The organism is Pseudomonas sp., from assembly GCF_050739655.1.
Lineage (GTDB): Bacteria > Pseudomonadota > Gammaproteobacteria > Pseudomonadales > Pseudomonadaceae > Aquipseudomonas.
Map to the genome: position 1 here is coordinate 62,588 of NZ_JBOIBY010000036.1, position 17,405 is coordinate 79,992.

At 54.8% G+C, this 17,405-nt stretch carries 18 protein-coding genes; 11 read left to right on the forward strand and 7 right to left on the reverse strand.

What is annotated here, in order from left to right; all coding sequences use genetic code 11:
- Window positions 1-218: 218 nt before the first annotated feature.
- From ACRESJ_RS02190 to ACRESJ_RS02205, 4 genes are all read right to left on the reverse strand, one after another.
- A complete protein-coding gene (locus ACRESJ_RS02190; protein ID WP_431756422.1) occupies window positions 219-530 on the reverse strand; it encodes a DNA binding protein in 312 nt (103 codons plus the stop codon).
- A 246-nt stretch (window positions 531-776) separates the two neighbouring features.
- Window positions 777-1,403 (reverse strand): glutathione S-transferase family protein, encoded by a 627-nt coding sequence (locus ACRESJ_RS02195; protein WP_431756423.1) that lies wholly within the window; start codon window positions 1,401-1,403, stop codon window positions 777-779.
- Between the two features lie 71 nt (window positions 1,404-1,474).
- Window positions 1,475-2,152: a type 1 glutamine amidotransferase domain-containing protein gene (locus ACRESJ_RS02200; protein ID WP_431756424.1), complete on the reverse strand. Its 678-nt coding sequence runs from the start codon at window positions 2,150-2,152 to the stop codon at window positions 1,475-1,477.
- 92 nt (window positions 2,153-2,244) lie between these two features.
- Entirely contained in the window at window positions 2,245-3,663 is a 1,419-nt protein-coding gene (locus ACRESJ_RS02205; protein ID WP_431756425.1) for a coniferyl aldehyde dehydrogenase, read from the reverse strand.
- Between the two features lie 165 nt (window positions 3,664-3,828).
- Between ACRESJ_RS02205 and ACRESJ_RS02210 the strand changes: the two genes are divergently transcribed.
- Both ACRESJ_RS02210 and tspO read left to right on the forward strand, forming a co-directional pair.
- Entirely contained in the window at window positions 3,829-4,737 is a 909-nt protein-coding gene (locus ACRESJ_RS02210) for a LysR family transcriptional regulator (protein WP_431756426.1), read from the forward strand.
- A 121-nt stretch (window positions 4,738-4,858) separates the two neighbouring features.
- Complete coding sequence (tspO, locus tag ACRESJ_RS02215; protein WP_431756427.1) at window positions 4,859-5,299, forward strand: tryptophan-rich sensory protein TspO; 441 nt, start codon at window positions 4,859-4,861, stop codon at window positions 5,297-5,299.
- A 107-nt stretch (window positions 5,300-5,406) separates the two neighbouring features.
- Here the strand turns inward: tspO and ACRESJ_RS02220 are convergent, their stop codons facing one another.
- Together ACRESJ_RS02220 and ACRESJ_RS02225 are read right to left on the reverse strand one after the other, a co-directional pair.
- A complete protein-coding gene (locus ACRESJ_RS02220) occupies window positions 5,407-5,832 on the reverse strand; it encodes a DoxX family protein (protein ID WP_431756428.1) in 426 nt (141 codons plus the stop codon).
- A 102-nt stretch (window positions 5,833-5,934) separates the two neighbouring features.
- Complete coding sequence (locus ACRESJ_RS02225; RefSeq protein WP_431756429.1) at window positions 5,935-6,588, reverse strand: hydrolase; 654 nt, start codon at window positions 6,586-6,588, stop codon at window positions 5,935-5,937.
- Window positions 6,589-6,835: 247 nt separating this feature from the next.
- Between ACRESJ_RS02225 and ACRESJ_RS02230 the strand changes: the two genes are divergently transcribed.
- Window positions 6,836-8,149 carry an OprD family porin gene (locus ACRESJ_RS02230; RefSeq protein ID WP_431756430.1) on the forward strand — a complete coding sequence of 438 codons (1,314 nt, stop codon included), beginning with the start codon at window positions 6,836-6,838 and terminating at the stop codon, window positions 8,147-8,149.
- A gap of 83 nt (window positions 8,150-8,232) precedes the next feature.
- Here ACRESJ_RS02230 and ACRESJ_RS02235 read toward each other — a convergent pair whose 3' ends face one another.
- Window positions 8,233-9,162, reverse strand: coding sequence for a LysR substrate-binding domain-containing protein (locus ACRESJ_RS02235; RefSeq protein ID WP_431756431.1), 930 nt, complete (start codon window positions 9,160-9,162; stop codon window positions 8,233-8,235).
- A 211-nt stretch (window positions 9,163-9,373) separates the two neighbouring features.
- On the opposite strand from ACRESJ_RS02235, the gene ACRESJ_RS02240 reads away from it, so the two are divergent.
- From ACRESJ_RS02240 to ACRESJ_RS02275, 8 genes are all read left to right on the forward strand, one after another.
- Window positions 9,374-10,144 (forward strand): ABC transporter substrate-binding protein, encoded by a 771-nt coding sequence (locus ACRESJ_RS02240; RefSeq protein ID WP_431756432.1) that lies wholly within the window; start codon window positions 9,374-9,376, stop codon window positions 10,142-10,144.
- A 140-nt stretch (window positions 10,145-10,284) separates the two neighbouring features.
- Window positions 10,285-10,974 carry an ABC transporter permease gene (locus ACRESJ_RS02245; protein WP_431756433.1) on the forward strand — a complete coding sequence of 230 codons (690 nt, stop codon included), beginning with the start codon at window positions 10,285-10,287 and terminating at the stop codon, window positions 10,972-10,974.
- Window positions 10,971-11,684, forward strand: a complete 714-nt coding sequence (locus ACRESJ_RS02250) for an ABC transporter permease (protein ID WP_431756434.1) — start codon at window positions 10,971-10,973, stop codon at window positions 11,682-11,684. The genes ACRESJ_RS02245 and ACRESJ_RS02250 overlap by 4 nt, the downstream gene beginning before the upstream one ends.
- A gap of 27 nt (window positions 11,685-11,711) precedes the next feature.
- On the forward strand, window positions 11,712-12,479 hold the full coding sequence (locus tag ACRESJ_RS02255; protein WP_431756435.1) for an ABC transporter ATP-binding protein: 768 nt from the start codon (window positions 11,712-11,714) through the stop codon (window positions 12,477-12,479).
- Between the two features lie 73 nt (window positions 12,480-12,552).
- Window positions 12,553-13,674: a DUF2817 domain-containing protein gene (locus ACRESJ_RS02260; RefSeq protein WP_431756436.1), complete on the forward strand. Its 1,122-nt coding sequence runs from the start codon at window positions 12,553-12,555 to the stop codon at window positions 13,672-13,674.
- Window positions 13,675-13,938: 264 nt separating this feature from the next.
- Entirely contained in the window at window positions 13,939-15,012 is a 1,074-nt protein-coding gene (locus ACRESJ_RS02265) for a Rieske 2Fe-2S domain-containing protein (protein WP_431756437.1), read from the forward strand.
- 1 nt (window position 15,013) lies between these two features.
- Window positions 15,014-16,153, forward strand: a complete 1,140-nt coding sequence (locus ACRESJ_RS02270; RefSeq protein ID WP_431756438.1) for an FAD-binding oxidoreductase — start codon at window positions 15,014-15,016, stop codon at window positions 16,151-16,153.
- A 58-nt stretch (window positions 16,154-16,211) separates the two neighbouring features.
- Window positions 16,212-17,330, forward strand: coding sequence for an S-(hydroxymethyl)glutathione dehydrogenase/class III alcohol dehydrogenase (locus ACRESJ_RS02275; protein ID WP_431756439.1), 1,119 nt, complete (start codon window positions 16,212-16,214; stop codon window positions 17,328-17,330).
- The last annotated feature ends 75 nt before the right edge of the window (window positions 17,331-17,405 follow it).

Here is a 17,405-nt window from a genome sequence, read left to right on the forward strand (position 1 = left end):
GTTGCAAGTATTTCCCCAGACGACTTGGCTGTCAAGGAGAGGCACGGCCCCTTGCTGACGAATGGTGAACCATCGCCCAGGCAAGCCTACGTCAAGCCAGCTCTTTGATTCGCAATGTCGACTTTCCCAATCCCTTCAAAATCCAAAGCAGATTTTCCTGCAGTGAAATGCCATTAACCATCGACAATAAAAAGGGCCCTTTTGTACTCAAACCAAACTCACTTGGTCAGCCAGGACTCAACGGTCGCGAAGCCGTGCGCTGCTTTCCACTCTTTCAGAGTTGTGTGGTTGCCTCCTTTGGTTTCGACCATTTCGCCACTGTGAGGATTTTTGCAGACCTTGACCTGGCGGGGCTTACGGGTGCCGGCTTTGGTGTTGTAGTGGACGATTTCATAATCGCCCTCAAATAGAGAGTAATCCGAAGGTTCGAAAATACAGCCTTTGCAGAGGCCGGAGTCTTCCGTATGAGGGGGCGAAGCAGGATCACGGCTGCCAACTGCGATTGTGAAAACACTGGACGCTTTTTTCATGAACGAGTTCTGGTGAACTTAAAGTGTGAATCGCCCCGAATTCACCGCAAGGCACTACAAGATCGTGTGCCCAATCATTGAGGCCATGATGCATTGGAGCTGGTCGATCCAATGCAAACCGCTGTCGTAATGGCAAGAGACGGACGCTAGGGAATTCATGCGCTTCGTTATGCACCCACCCATGTCCTGGATCTCGCAGACTCAACGTCGAGCTCCGTGCTCGGAACCGGGTAGTTGACTTGGCCGTCAGGCGCTCTGATGCTCTAACTTCAAAGCCCTCTTCCAACTATCCAGTGCAGTAAGGCGCTGCAGATAAGCAGCCAGATGAGGGTATTGCGCCCCTGCCCCGAGCTGCTCGACGACGGTGATGGCAACGAAAGCCAGCATGAAGTCGGCTCCAGATAATTTGCCACCGACGATAAAGTCCTTATCCGCGAGCATGCTGTCGAGAAAGCCCAACACTTTGTCGAATTCGGTCCGTGTGTAGCCTTCGAGAAAATTCAGCTGGGTGCCAGCGTCGACCTCGAACTGTGTGAATACCTTGAGCAGCACCGGTACCATCGCAGAGCTTTCAGCAAAGTGAATCCATTGCAGATACTCAATGTATTCAGGGGAGCTGAACGCTGGCTCCAGATCAGAAGCGAACCGACGGATCAGGTACTCGACGATAGCGCCAGACTCGACCATCACTTGGCCTTCAAACTCGATCACCGGCGATTTACCCAGCGGGTGTATGTTCTTCAGGGCCTCTGGCGCGAGGTGTGTGACGGGATCACGTTGATATCGGACCAGCTCGTAACGCGCCCCTATTTCCTCCAAGAGCCAAAGAATACGTAGAGAACGTGAAGCGTTGAGATGATGAAGTGTGATCATGGCCTGCCTCCAAAAATGAGAAATTTTCCAGTCCCACCTGAGCCCCAAAGGGGCCCAGGAGTGCTCAACGATCACTTCAGTTGGGCAACCAGCGCCTTGGCCACGCCTTCAGAACTCGCCGGGTTCTGACCGGTGATCAGCTTGCCATCTTCAATGACGAACGGAGCCCAGTCGGGGCCTTTCTCATATCGCCCACCCAGACTCTGGAACTCATCCTCAATCAGAAACGGCACGACATCGGTCAATTCAACGGCAGCTTCCTCGCCGTTGGTAAAACCAGTCACTCTACGACCTTTGATAAGGGGAGCGCCGTCAGCGGCTTTCACATGACGCAAGGCACCAGGCGCGTGACAGACAAAGCCGATGGGTTTACCCGCACGTTCAAAGGACTCGATCAGGCTAATCGAGGTTTTTGACTCGGCAAGATCCCACAGAGGGCCATGCCCACCTGGGTAAAATACCGTGTCAAAGTCAGACTCGCGGACCGAATCGAGCTTGACGGTATTCGCCAATGCCGCCTGCGCAGCCGCGTCAGCATTGAATCGGTGAGTCATTTCGGTCTGGAAATCGGGGATTTCGCTTTTCGGATCAAGCGGTGGTTGACCGCCCGCAGGCGAGGCCAATACAACCTCGGCACCGGCGTCTTTAAAGACGTAGTAGGGAGCGGCGAACTCTTCAAGCCAAAACCCTGTTTTCAAGCCAGTGTCACCCAGCTGATCGTGAGACGTCAGTACCATTAAAACTTTCATTTCATACCCTCATTGATGCGGTTTGGCCTTCGGCAACAGGATTTGCCTTGGGCATTTTGCGAGTGTTGACAAGTGCTGCCGATCAGCCCGGCTCAGCTGTTGAAAAATGCTTCCAGTGCTCGCGCCTTGTCTGCATACGGCGCCCGCAAACGAAGGTTTGATGCGCCGTCCTGACTCTGCACGACGACAGGTTTTGCATGGGTAAAACGACGGAAACCGTGAACCCCATGGTAGGCGCCAATACCTGAAGCACCGACGCCACCAAATGGCAAACTGTCGATTGAAGCGTGTGTCATGACATCGTTGATCACTAGACCGCCAGACGTCGTTTCGCGCATGAATTGATCTTGAAGTTGCGCGTTATCACCGAAGTAATAAGCGGCCAGAGGGCGCGGGTTGGCGTTGATGTAAGCAATCACTTCATCGGCACTGCGGTAGGTTTTAACGGGAAGCAGTGGGCCAAATATTTCTTCTTGCATGATGGCCATATCGTCGGTCACATCGAGCACAAGGTGCGGGGCGATCTTGCGAGCAGTTTCATCGAAAGCTGGCTCACTGCCCGGCGCCAGGTTGATTAGCGTTGCGCCCTTCTGCTCCGCATCGGTCAGCAGGCCGACCAGTCGCGTGAAATGACGTTCACTGATGATCGAGGTGTATTCCGGGTTGGTGATGAGGGTAGCGAAGCTTTCGGTGATGAACTCTTTGCTGAACATCACCAACTGCTCCCGCTGATCTTCAGTCACCATCATGTAGTCAGGAGACAGGCAAATCTGTCCGGCATTGAAGGTTTTTATGGTGAGTGTCCGCTCGACCGCAGTGCGCATATCAAAGTCTTCAGCAACCACAACAGGAGACTTGCCACCCAACTCAAGAGTTACTGGAACCAGATTGTCCGCTGCTGCGCGCATGACATGGCGGCCTACGCTGGTGCTGCCGGTAAACACCAGGTGATCGAATGGCAGCCCGCTGAACGCGGCTCCGACGCTTGCATCACCCAATATCACAGTGAGTTCGACAGGATCGAAATAGCCGGCAATGAGCTCGGCCAACAACTCGGATATTTTTGGCGTCAGTTCCGAGGGTTTGAGCATCGCAGTGTTACCGGCTGCGAAAACACCCGCCAAAGGGCCGAATGCCAAATTGATTGGGAAATTCCAGGGACTGATGATTCCGACGACGCCCAGGGGCTGTTGCTCAATCCAGGCCTGCATGCCTGGGCCTGGGCTTTCAACCATTTCCGGCTTCATCCATTGCTCGACATGCGCGGCAGAATCTTCAAGCATTTTTACCGTGGTGGCCATGTCGGCAATCATCGACTGATAAACACTACGGTTACCAAAATCGGCACTGATGGCAGCGCTAATAGCAGCGTGATTTTCGCGAATCAACCTGGTGGCGCGGCGTAATCTATCTTTTCGCAAGGCTGCATCAGCAGGGCCAGCAGCCAGGTGTGCACGTTTCATGGTACGCAGAATCACTTGCAAATCATCAGCAGTGGGCTGGTAACTCATCTGTCTCTCCTTAGCTATTGCATGGATGAATGAGTGCAGCGACTGCGTCCGACCTGTGGGCCACTGACGGCTGCGTTCAAAATGTGCGGCCATCGTAATGGGCTAGCCCGAAGGGGAATAGACAGAGTATTTTGGGGCTGGCATAAATAATTTTATGGGAACGACATGTCACTTATACGACTGCGGACATTTGTAGAGGTGTATCGCCAACGCTCGATCAGTGGCGCTGCTCGGACCCTGAACCTCACGCAACCTGCTGTTTCCCAGCATATTTCCGGACTCGAAGCGGCCATTGGCAGAAGCCTGTTCGACAGACAGGCTCGTGGCGTGGAGCCCACCGCGGCGGCGAGAGAGCTGGCAGCGGATATAGGCGACAAGTTAGACGACGCGGAAAGCGCACTAGCCTCTGCAAGGGCTCGCTCAATGGAGTTGGCTGGCGCACTCCAGATCATAGGTCATGCTGATTTTCTAGCCGAAGTCGTTTCGAGGCAGCTCAAACCTCTGTTGGAGGACGGCATTCGCATCCGAATGCAAAGCGGTAATCACGAGTCGATCTGCCGTTTGCTCATAGAAGGAGAATGCGACCTGGGGGTATCAGCTACAGCTCCTGATAACCCTCGGCTTCGCAGTGAACTCATGTTCACGGATGACGTCATTGCAGTTGCTGCACCGGCGGTTGTGAAGCGACTCGTTGCAGCGGAAGACTTCGTCGGCGCACTGGAAGCCGAACCGATACTGGCTTACAGCCTCGCTTTGCCGCTCATTGATGCCTGGTTAACGTTTAATCGAATTGAAATAACTACCTCCATGCCCGCAATGGTCGGCCAGGATTTAAGGACACTGCGTACACTTCTGATCGATGGGTTTGGTTGGAGCACCCTCCCCGCGTACCTGTGCAGGCCACATATTGAAAGCGGCGAGCTTGAAGAAATCCCTGCGCCTGTAGGCCACTCAAGTCGTGACTATCATTTGATATGGACGCCAAGTGCGTTGCGCCAACCTCGCGTTGCTCATGCCCGACAGGCGTTGCTTTGGAGATTGAGAGATAGACGCAGGGTGAATGAAATCGGTTAGCGGCAATGGCTAAACACTATTAACGCCTCAAGCCAAACTTTTCACTGCCTGGAGCGTCTTCTCTTAACGGTGCGACTTGGTATAGCAATTCAAGACCACTGAGCTCAACTAAGGAGTGGTGATGACCTTTTATATTTTCCTCCTGGCCTGCGGTGCTGCGGCAAGCACAGGCTTCTTTTTCAAACCGGGACAGTGGTACGAATCTCTTACTAAACCCAGCTTCACACCACCCGTTTGGGCGTTTCCGGTCGCTTGGTCAATTATCTATTTGTTACTCGCCTGGGCTGGGTACCGGTTGAGCTTGATGCCGGGAAGCCAAGTGGTAATGGCCTTATGGGCGGCGCAGATTGCGCTTAATACGCTTTGGACACCGGTGTTCTTTGGTGCGCACCGCATTTTCGCCAGTATGGTGATCCTCATCCTGCTCTGGCTTGTCGTCGCGGCAATGGTGGTGATGGCTGTGCGGCTTGACGTCATCACGGGCTTGATCCTGTTTCCCTACCTTGCCTGGCTTTGCGTAGCCGGCGCTCTGAATATTTCCATCCTGCGCAATAACCGTTGATGCAGGAAAACACTGGCCAGCCACAGGCTGCAGAACAATCCATGACGAAGGGGTTGCCAGGCCGAAACTGTCATCATCTGTTCGCTCTTGATCGTATTGAAGCTCCATCAAAGCTCACGCAAAAGCGGCCAGCGGCGTGACGAGTTCCATCCCAGTGCCAGCCGCCCGGAGCCTGCGATGAAAATCGTCGAGAAAATGATCAACAGCAGCCAGGCGAACTGCCCTTCGGCCAAGCTCCATTGCGGATGAACCAGCATCACCGATACCGCCAGCAGAAACAGAATCGGCAGGGTCGAAAGGCGCGTCAGAACACCCAATATGATCAAGACCGGGCACAGCACCTCCGCGAAAATTGCCAATGACAACGTCAACGTACTTCCCATGCCGAAAGGATCTTCGATCAATCCCAACTCGTGCTGAAAATTGAGAAGCTTGGGGAGTCCATGCGCCAACATCAGCATCAGGCAACCGCTGATTCGCAGCCAACACAGTGCGAGATCGCTTGCAGCCATTCTCTTTTCAACATCACGCATGGACATGCTCCCTTGCTTACATTTCATGCTGGACGGCCGGCTGCGAAAAACATCCAAACCCAAATTTCGCCTCATCCCTAAGGGGATGAGGCGAAATCAGGATCAGTGCCCTTCCGATGCGCCAAACATCGACTTGGCGTAAATCAGACCGAGGCCGTAAGCGCCGCCATGAGCGATGGAGGTTTTCACCGTCTCGTTATAGGTATCGCTACGAGCCCAGTCGCGCTGCAGTTCCAGCAGGTATTGAAGCGAGGTCATGGGGCGCGCACCGGCCTGAACCATGCGGGTGATCGCACGCTCATGAGCCTCATCCGAAACGTCGCCGCAGGCATCGCAAATGACGTAAACCTCGAACCCTTGTTCAAGCGCAGAGAGTGCTGGTCCGACGATGCAAACCGATGTCCAGAGACCGGCAAGAACAACTCTGTTGCGACCGATTCTGTTCACTTCAACGGCGATGCGTTCATCCTCCCAGGTGTTCATGCTGGTTCGATCGATGAGCGCCTGCCCTGCAAATGTCGAAGTAATTTCCTCAAACATGGGGCCGGAAAAACTTTTTTCGGCGACCGTGGTAAGAATCGCCGGAACGTTGAATTCCTTCGCTGCTTTGGAGATCAGAGCAGCGTTATTTCGAAGGGTGACTGCGTCTATGGATTTGGTTGCAAAGGACATCTGTGACTGGAAGTCGATCAGGATCAGAGCGTGATTGGCAGGATCCAACAAGCCTTTACCAGGTGCTGCTTTTGCAGTGGCCATAATACTTCTCCAGATACGTAGGGGAGCGCGTATTCTCTGGCTCATTGGGGTAGCGCGATTGTACAAATGTGCGTTTTTTTTAAATTTTGTGCTTGTCGATGTACCGGGTTCTACAAAATTTCCAGATACGCACATTCGTACAATCGCACTGCTCCAAAAGCCCATGAGAATGCCCATTCCCAAATGGAACGACTCGCTCATGCAGCTCGCACCGATAGTCTTCATTACCGCTAAACGGCAAAAAAGAGTGGCTCAACTTCGCGTCACTCACTGGCTGTTGCTCATCGCCGCCGCCAGCGGGACAGCCTTGGCCGACGAACCTCAAGCGCAAGGCTTTGTGGATGGTTCGACACTCAATGTACTGAACCGAAATTTTTTCCTGCAAAGTGACTACCGATCCCCTTCTGCGGCGAACCAAAACTACAAACAGGAATGGGCTCAGGGGTTTATCGCTTCGTTTGCCTCAGGTTTTACCCCCGGCACCGTCGGGTTCGGCGTCGATGCCCACGGATTTCTCGGTGTGAAACTCGATGGCGGCAAGGGCCATGCCGGTACAGGCTTGCTACCGCTGGATTCGGATGGCCGCAGTGAGAGTGACTACTCCAGCGCCGGTGGCGCGTTAAAACTGCGCACTTCAAGAACTACCCTCGCCTACGGCGAGATGACCGTGGAAACCCCGGTGTTCGACACCAGCGACAAACGTCTGCAACCGGAATACGCCACGGGTTTTCTGCTCGACAGCCGCGAATATGCTGACGTGCATGTCCAGGCTGGGCACTTCACTGCGTTCAAGAATCAGGATGCCACCACCAGCAAAGGTGACTTCACTGGCTACGGTGTGAGCACCGATACCGGTGGTATCAGCTTCCTCGGCGCCCAACTGTTCGAAGACCGGCCATTGGGCGGTGCACTGTACGCTTCCGAACTGACCGAGACCTGGCGTCAGTACTACGCCAACCTGCATCTGAAGCAATCCGGGTTCTTTCTCGACGGCAATGTTTATCACACGCAGGATTACGGCAATGCTGTCGCCGGAGCGATCGATAACACAGCCTATAGCTTGTCCGGAAAATATACCCTCGGTGCCCAGGGCTTCACCGTGGCTTATCAGAAAATCCAGGGTGACACGCCGTTCGACTTTGTTGGTGGCGACTCGATCTACCTCGCCAACTCAATCAAATACGCTGACTTCAACGGCCCCGGCGAAAGCTCGTGGCAGGCCCGCTATGACCTCGACCTGGCCACCTTCGGTATCCCCGGTTTGACCTTCATGACCCGCTATGTTGCCGGTCGCGACATCGACGGCACAAATGCGCCCAAGGGCGGCGCGTATAACCCATTTGACCCGGACACTGGCCAGTTCGTCCCGCAACAAGGGGACGGCGGGCGACATTGGGAGCGGGACATCGATCTGCACTACATCGTGCAATCAGGGCCGGCCAAGGACTTGTCCATGAAATTGTCCCATGTGACCCATCGGGCCAACGCCGCCCAGGCCGGGGACGACATCGACCGGATTTACATCGTCATCGAGTACCCGCTCTCTTTTGGGCATCTTTAAACCATCCGCGATTTTGGCGTCGACTGATTTGTGAACAGACGACATCACCCCTCGTGTGATGTGCGGCTACATATGCGCCAGGATCAGGTCAAAAGTTGCTCACTTATTGCCATTTGATTTCGCCCTCGAGCCACCAGCCATCGATGGAAGTCACGACAGTGAGCTTTATCGAAAGCATCTTTGGCACCCACCAAAAAATACGACGAAGGCATTTGCAGCCCCTGCGCAAACGGCATGATCAAACGACCATCCGTCACCGCATCAGCAATCATTGAGTATTGCGCCAATACAACGCCTTGCCCAAGGATCGAGGCCTGGATTGCCATTGACGATAATGAATAGACACGATAACCGTCACAAATTTGCGAACAGTCGACTTGTTGCGTGCTGAACCAATCGCGCCAAGAAGGTGGTGAAGCAAATTTAGGTAACCAATCTATGGACAATAGTGGATAAGCCAACAGATCCGCCGGCGTTCGTAGAGGCAAATCGGCACGCAGCAGGTGTGGGCTACAGACTGGAACGACACAGTCGCGGAACAGCTCAACGGCGTGCTCGGTTGAACCATAATCGCCATACGTCACCCGAAAATCGATTTCATAGCCATCGGGTGCGGGTTCAGCATGGCTGCCATCAAGAAACAGATTGAGTCCTGGGTGCTCGCTCTGCCATGTGTAAATAAGCGGAGCCAACCAATCTGAAAGCAGCGATGGCAAGGCACTGATTCGCAGGTTGGTAGCGCTCTTCGCTCGCTCGACTTCTACCTGTGCAATGCGCAATGTTTCAAACGCTGCCACGCAGCTATCGTGATAACGCTGCCCCGCAGCAGTCAGGCGGATACGCTTGCCTACCCTGAAGGTCAAACTCATCCCCAGGCTGTCCTCCAGCAATCTCATTTGCTGGCTGACAGCACCCGCCGAGATGCCCAGACGCCTCGCCGCTTCGACAATTCCGCCAAAGCGCCCTACCGCTTCAAACACCTGGATGGCTCGCAGAGAAGGCAAGTTGTTCATCAGAGACTCCAGAATAGCGAGCGCCGATTAATACTTTAGCTCAGCTATACAAAGCAACAGTTTTTGACATCTTTTCGAATATTCAGACTCTCGTATTCTGGTCCTGCCAACGCTGCCTCTTGCAGGCAGTCAAGGCCACCTGAATTAGCCCTGCACCAAGACCTTGCATTAGCCATGCGCAAACTCCAATGACTGAAAAAGGCAAAGAAAAATGAAAAAAATCATTCTCGCCACGGTATTTGCTCTCGCGTCGACCGGCGCGCTCGCTAACGATTTGAGTACGATCCGCTTCGGTGTAGATCCAACGTTCGCACCCTTTGAATCAAAGGAGCCCAGCGGAAAACTAGTCGGTTTCGACATTGATCTGGGCAATGCCATTTGCGCTCAGCTGAAGGTCAAGTGCGTATGGGTGGAAGTCGCTTTCGACAGCATCATCCCGGCACTAAAGGCGAAGAAATTCGATGGCATTCTTTCGGCGATGACAGTCAACGAAAAACGTAAAGAAAATATCGCGTTCTCCGACCGCCTCTACAACTCCCCCAGTCGTCTGATCGCCAAGGCTGATAGCGGTTTGCTTCCCACTGTGGAGTCGCTCAAGGGCAAGCGTGTCGGCATCGCTCAAGGCAGTACCCAGGAGGCTTACGTCAAGGAAATTTGGGCACCGCACGGGGTTACCATGGTGTCCTACACCAATCAGGACCTGCTCTACCCGGACCTGATCAGTGGCCGTATCGATGCCACCCTGACTGACGCGGTCGTTGCAGACATCGGCTTCTTGCAGACGCCGCAAAATAACGGTTTCGCCTTTGCTGGCGACGCTGTCCAGAATGAAAAGCTACTGGGCCAGGGGATAGCGATTGGCCTGCGCAAGGATGACCAGGCGCTGATCAAAGCCATCAACGGCGCACTGGCCGAAATGCACGAAAATGGAACCTACGAAGCACTCCAAAAGAAGTACTTCAGCTTCGATATCTATAACTGATTCCTTTTGCTGGCTGGCTCTGATCGTTCTTGCGTGGCGATCAAGAGCCCAGGCCATGCGCTCCCTCACAGTTTCCCACTGACTTGCGAGCCTCTGAATAGACGGCCTGTGGACCGCTATTGCCGAAGGAGAGACAGAACATGTTTTTACAGGGTTATGGTGCGCTGATTCTCGAAGGCACCTTCACAACCATCAAGCTGGCGTTACTCTCGCTGTTGCTATCGGTGTCATTGGGTTTGCTGGGGGCGTCGGCAAAGCTTTCCCGCCAGCGGCCCCTGCAAGTGTTGGCAACAGGTTACACAACGTTGATCCGTAGTGTTCCAGACCTGGTAATCATGTTGCTGTTGTTCTACAGCCTGCAAATTCTGTTGAACGTCTTTACCGAATCGATGCACTTCGAACAAGTTGATCTCAATCCATTTGTTGCCGGGGTTTTTACCCTTGGCTTTATCTACGGTGCTTATTTCACCGAGACGTTTCGCGGAGCCTTTCAGTCAGTACCTGCCGGCCAGCTTGAGGCTGCCATCGCCTATGGAATGAATCGTCGACAAATTTTTGTGCGAGTTCTGTTCCCACAAATGATGCGCTTCGCACTTCCAGGTATAGGCAACAACTGGCAAGTGCTGATCAAGGCAACCGCACTGGTCTCGATTATCGGCCTTATCGATATCGTCAAGGTGACGCAGGATGCCGGCAAACACTCAATGCAATTGTTCTACTTCAGTCTGATTGGCGCTCTGATTTATCTAGCGATCACCACCCTGTCCAACGGCATCCTGATGTGGCTGGAGCGCCGCTACTCTGCCGGTGTCAGAGGGGCACAGCTATGATCGAAATCATTCAGGAATATTGGCAATCCTACCTCTGGTTCGATGGCTATCAACTTTCCGGCGTTGCCATGACGTTGTGGCTGCTGGTGGTATCCATCGCCATCGGCGGTGCCCTCTCTGTACCACTGGCTGTTGCACGTGTTTCACGAAATCCATTCATTCGCGGGCCAGTCTGGTTCTATACCTATGTGTTTCGAGGTACGCCGCTGTATATCCAGTTACTGCTTCTTTATACCGGTGTGTACAGCCTGGAAATGATCCGATCCCAACCGGAACTGAATGCCTTCTTCCGCGAAGGAATCAATTGCACGTTATTGGCTTTTGCCCTCAACACCTGCGCCTACACCACGGAGGTTTTCGCCGGAGCGATCCGTGCGGCACCTTACGGTGAAATTGAAGCTGGTCGCGCTTATGGCATGTCCAGCTTTACCTTGTACCGACGAATCATTTTGCCGTCGTCGTTACGCCGTGCGCTGCCGTACTACAGCAATGAAGTGATCCTCATGCTGCACTCCACCACCCTCGCCTTCACCGCCACCGTTCCTGATTTGCTAAAAGTCGCCCGTGATGTGAACTCGGCCACTTACGCCTCGTTCGAGGCATTCGGTATAGCGGCGGTGCTCTATGCCTCGATGGTGTTTACCCTGGTCTGGCTTTTTCGTCGCTGCGAAATTCGCTGGCTGGCCTTCTTGAAACCTCAAGCGCATTGACCTGCCGTCACTTGGAGAGCATCGATTATGTACAAACTAAGTGTTGATGACCTGTACAAGAAGTACGGGCCCCACGAAGTCCTCAAAGGTGTGTCACTCAAAGCCAAGGCCGGTGATGTCATCAGCATCATCGGCTCCAGCGGATCGGGCAAGAGCACCTTCCTGCGCTGCATCAACTTCCTCGAACAGCCCTGTGCCGGACGAATTACCGTGAACAACGAGGAGATACGTACTAAACACGATATCAACGGCGCCATGAGTGTGGCCGACCCGCGTCAGCTACAACAAATACGCACCAAACTGTCCATGGTCTTCCAGCACTTCAACCTGTGGCAGCACATGACCGTGCTGGAAAACATCATCGAAGCGCCCATTCATGTCCTTGGCATTAAGCGCAAGGAAGCTGTGCAACGCGCCCACGAGTACCTGCGCAAGGTTGGCCTGGACTCAAGCGTGGAAAGTAAATATCCCTCGCATCTCTCCGGCGGTCAGCAACAGCGCGTGGCGATTGCTCGTGCGCTGGCGATGGAGCCGGAAGTGATGCTGTTCGATGAGCCGACATCAGCGCTCGACCCGGAGCTGGTCGGCGAAGTGTTGAAAGTGATGCAAGCGCTGGCAGAAGAAGGCCGAACCATGGTCGTGGTCACCCACGAGATGGGCTTTGCCCGCAACATTTCCAACCACGTCATGTTCTTGCATCAAGGTCGCGTGGAAGAAGAAGGACATCCCGGTGAAGTATTGGTCAACCCGAAAAGTGAACGATTGACCCAGTTTCTTTCCGGGCGATTGAAATAACGCTTCGTACTTCAAAACCCTGGCACTGGACACTCCACGAGCGTCCGGTACGAGCGATCGACAAGAGACGAATATGAGCACAGGTTTTCCCACGCACCCGAGTTACATCAACCAGCGGGAGCAATTTCTGGCTGCCGCTAAAGCGGCAGATGCCCGCCTGACAACCTACCTCCACCCATTGAACGGGCCCTTTGGCGAGCCACTGAGCACCGATGTCGCCTGGCTTGGCGATCCACACGCCAGGAAAGTGCTGGTCGCCCTCAGCGGCACCCATGGTGTCGAAGGTTTCTATGGCTCGAACTGTCAGATCAGATGGTTACAGGAGTTCAACGAAAGGACCTTGCCTACCGATGTCGCGGTGCTGATGATCCACCTCATCAACCCCTGGGGTACGGCCTGGATACGACGCGTCAATGAAGACAACATCGACCTCAACCGCAACTATCTGGACTTCACTCAAAGCCTGCCCGATAACCGCCAGTACGAGGCATTACACGCCATCTATTCCTGCGAACAGCTGTCGGGGCCATCCCGCGAACAGACCGACGCCCTACTCAACGATCGTGTTCGCACAGAGGGCTGGACAGCGGTGATGTCGATCGTCGAGGCCGGCCAGTACAACCACCCAGACGGTCTTTACTACGGCGGACAGGCTCCGAGTTGGACGAACAGAACCCTGCGCAGGATTTTACAAGAGCACTTGAGCCACACCCAGGCCGTCATGTGTTTTGACCTTCACACCGGCGCTGGGGACTATGGCCACCCAATGCTGATGACCATTGCCCAATCAACCTATCCAGCGCTTCGTGATGCTCAAGCGATCTATGGGCCGTGGCTGTACACCCTGATCACAGGCCCCGGCAGCCAGAGTGATACGGGCGTAGCCGCAACCGCGACGGGCTACACATCACAAGCCATCATTGACGCGCTACCGCACATACACTTGATGCCATTCGTCATTGAATGCGGTACTTACCCGGGAGAACAGATCCACACTGTTTTACGTAACGACCATTGGTTGCACCTGCATGGGGATTTCGCAGATCCAGTTGCCGGGCAAATCAAATTGGAGCTAATCGAACAGTTCTACCCAGCCGATCCTGATTGGCAAGCCGTGGTCTGGCAGCGCACTCGGCAAATTTGGGAGCGTGCCTTGGCGGCACTGCCACTCATTCAACCGCCAGCCAATCAGTAAATCCCTGGCCCACCACATCGGCTGAAATCTTCGATATACCACCCCACATTCAAGACTGCATTGCGCGGTCTTGAGTGCGTTGCCAGAGACGGTCTCAAGTACGGATTCCTCGCACTCATTCAACCAATGATCTGTTAGTAAATCTAAATAAACGAACAGATTTAAACATCTATTCTCACTCAATCAGATCCTCGTAACCTGTCCTCCTTGTTAGCCATCGTTCGCCAGCACAGGGCGAACAACACAATAATAAGGAGAACCCCCATGTTTCTTCGAAACGCATGGTACGTAGCCGCCAGTGAAGCCGAACTGGGTGAGGACCTGCACCCCGTCATGCTTCTCAGTGAGTCTGTGGTGCTTTACCGAAAGAGTGACGGCACGCCGGTAGCCCTTGAAGATGCCTGCCCTCACCGTAAGCTGCCACTGTCAATGGGCCGTCGCAAAGGTGATGACATTGAGTGCGGTTACCACGGATTGACCTTCGACTGCTCGGGCAGCTGCGTCCGAGCGCCCGGTAGTCAACGCATTCCCCAAGGCGCCAGGGTTCGTAGCTACCCCCTCGCCGTGCGCTACGGTTTGATCTGGATCTGGATGGGTGATCCACAGTTGGCAGACGAAGCAAAAATTTGTCACGTGCCTGAATGGGGTGACCCCGCATGGGGCCTCAATCGTGGCGACAGCATGGTGATCCCGTGCAACTACCTGTACATGACCGACAACCTGCTGGACCCCGCACATGTCGCGTGGGTGCATCAATCTTCGTTTGGTAACGCGGCCTGCGCCGAAGAGCCTTTACAAACCACGGTAACCGAGGTGGGTGTGATCGTTTCTCGGTGGATGCGCGATGTCGAAGTGGCGCCGTTCTATGCCAAGTTCGTCAAGTTCAGCGGTCATTGTGATCGTAAGCAGCACTACGAGGTGCATTACCCGTCCCAGGCCATTATCAAAGCCCTGTTTACACCCGCTGGTACGGGTAGTGATGAAGGAGAACTGCACGAACAGGTGTTCCTGATGAACTCCTACAACTTCATGACCCCCATCGACGAATCGAACACCCGTTATTACTGGTTCCAGGTCCGCAATTTCGATACCGAAAATGAAGAGGTGTCTCGCCAGTTCGATGAGGACGTGCAGCACGCCTTTGCTGAAGATCGGGTCGTGCTGAGTGCCGTGCATAAGGGAATGGCGAACAAACGCACGCCCAACATCGACCTGGCATCCGACTCTGGACCGCTACGATTTCGCCGTAATCTCGATAAATTGATTGCCCAGGAACAAGCTGGCAACTTGATTCCGCTGACCCAACAACACACTGCGCAACCAAAGACGGAGGCGTGAGATGGGTACTCAATTGCAAACGCAGTCCTCCTCTGCAGGCTTCAAAACCTACCGGGTGATTGAGAAAAAACAAGAGAGCACAGTCATCACATCCTTCGTCCTGACAGCGAGCGACGGCGTTTCCGATCTGCGCTTTCGCCCGGGACAGTTCCTCATCGTTCGCCTGTCCCTGGGCAGCGGTGTAACGGCGTTGCGCAACTACAGTCTCTCCGGAGACGCCAATGACCCTTCACGCGTACGCATTTCAGTCAAACGCGAGCCTGCACCGTTCGATCAGCCAGAGCTGCCGCCGGGTCAAGGGTCCAACCACCTGCACGACCATGTGCAAGTGGGCGACGCGCTCGAGATCGCTGGCCCCACAGGCACCTTCGTGCTGGACGAAGAGAGCCCACGGCCCGTGGTGTTGTTCAGTGGTGGCGTGGGACTCACGCCGATGCTGAGCATGCTCCATCAACTGAGCACACATTCGTCGCGTGCGGTGTATTTCATCCATGCCTGCGAAAGTGGAACGGTACATGCTTTTCGCGACGAGGTTTTGGCACTGGCCAACCGTCGTCCAGGGATCAGCGTGCACTTCTGCTACCGCAACCCGGATGCCGACGATCATGCCAACAAGGCCTTTCACAGCCAGGGCCTGGTCAGCCGGAAGACTTTGCAAGGGTTACTTCCGCTGGACGACTACGACGTCTACCTGTGCGGCCCCCGGTTGTTCATGCAGGCAAATTGGCGACTCTTGCGCGACCTCGGGATCGACAGCAAGCGCATTCACTATGAGTTCTTCGGCCCGGCCACCATCCTCGAGGAGGATGAAGTCGTACCCGTGGCTCCCCTCCCCCTTATGTCGCCTGCCCCCAAAGCGCCGAGCGCGTCGATAGAGGGCGCGCTGACCGTGGAGTTTCTGCCATCCGGTACACGCGTGGCCTGGGATCAGAATTGCCAATCACTGCTTGAACTTGCCGAACAGTCCGGCCTGACTCCGTCATTCAATTGCCGGGCGGGTCTGTGCAACACCTGTCAAGTCACCCTTCGTGAAGGTTCTGTCGAGTATTTCGAAGAACCACTCGATACCCCTGAAAGCGGCAGCATCCTGCTCTGTTGTACCCGCCCGACCACCGCGGTGACGGTGGACTTGCGGCAGTGACCTTCCAATCACACCCCATTAATGTCTGGCGCTTTCGTTGCACTGAGGAATCAAGAACATGATCAAATCGCGAGCCGCCGTAGCCTTCGCGGCCAACCAGCCCCTGCAAATCGTCGAAGTCGACGTGGCGCCACCCCAGGCGGGTGAAGTACTGGTGCGTATCATCGCCACCGGGGTCTGCCATACCGATGCCTTCACCCTTTCCGGTGCTGACCCGGAAGGCCTTTTTCCAACCATTCTCGGTCACGAAGGCGGCGGTATTGTCGAGGCGATTGGCGAGGGTGTTACATCAGTGGCGGTTGGCGACCACGTGATCCCCCTTTACACCCCAGAGTGCGGCGAGTGCAAATTCTGCCTGTCCGGCAAAACCAACCTTTGTCAGAAAATCCGCGCCACTCAGGGCAAGGGCATGATGCCTGATGGCACCAGCCGCTTCTCCTACCAGGGCGAACCGATCCATCACTACATGGGCTGTTCGACGTTTTCTGAATACACCGTATTACCGGCAATCTCGTTGGCGAAAATCCCCAGGGAAGCGCCGCTAGAGAAGGTGTGTTTGCTCGGTTGCGGTGTCACCACCGGCATCGGTGCAGTGCTCAATACCGCCAAGGTCGAGGCCGGCGCCACGGTAGCGATCTTCGGTTTGGGCGGCATCGGTCTGGCCGCCATCATCGGCGCCACCATGGCCAAGGCGGGTCGGATCATCGCTGTCGATATCAATCCGGCCAAGTTCGAGATAGCCAGACAACTGGGAGCTACCGACTTCGTCAATCCGAAGGATTACGACAAGCCAGTTCAGGAGGTCATCGTCGAGTTGACTGAAGGCGGCGTCGATTACTCCTTCGAGTGTGTCGGCAACGTTCAGTTGATGCGCGCCGCGCTGGAAAGCTGCCACAAGGGTTGGGGCGAGTCGGTGATCATCGGCGTCGCCGGTGCTGGACAGGAAATCAGCACGCGGCCCTTTCAACTGGTGACCGGCCGCGTCTGGCGTGGTTCGGCCTTCGGCGGTGTTAAGGGACGCAGCGAACTACCCAGCTATGTCGAGAAAGCGCAAAAGGGCGAAATCCCGCTGGACACTTTCATCACCCACACCATGGGCCTGGATGACATCAACGAAGCCTTTGACTTGATGCACGAAGGCAAAAGCATTCGCACCGTTATCCACTTTGATCGCTGAGCCTGGGCGCAGCGACGCTCGTCAGGCTTGCCCTGGTATAACTGCATCACCACACACTGTGTTTACACTCGGAGA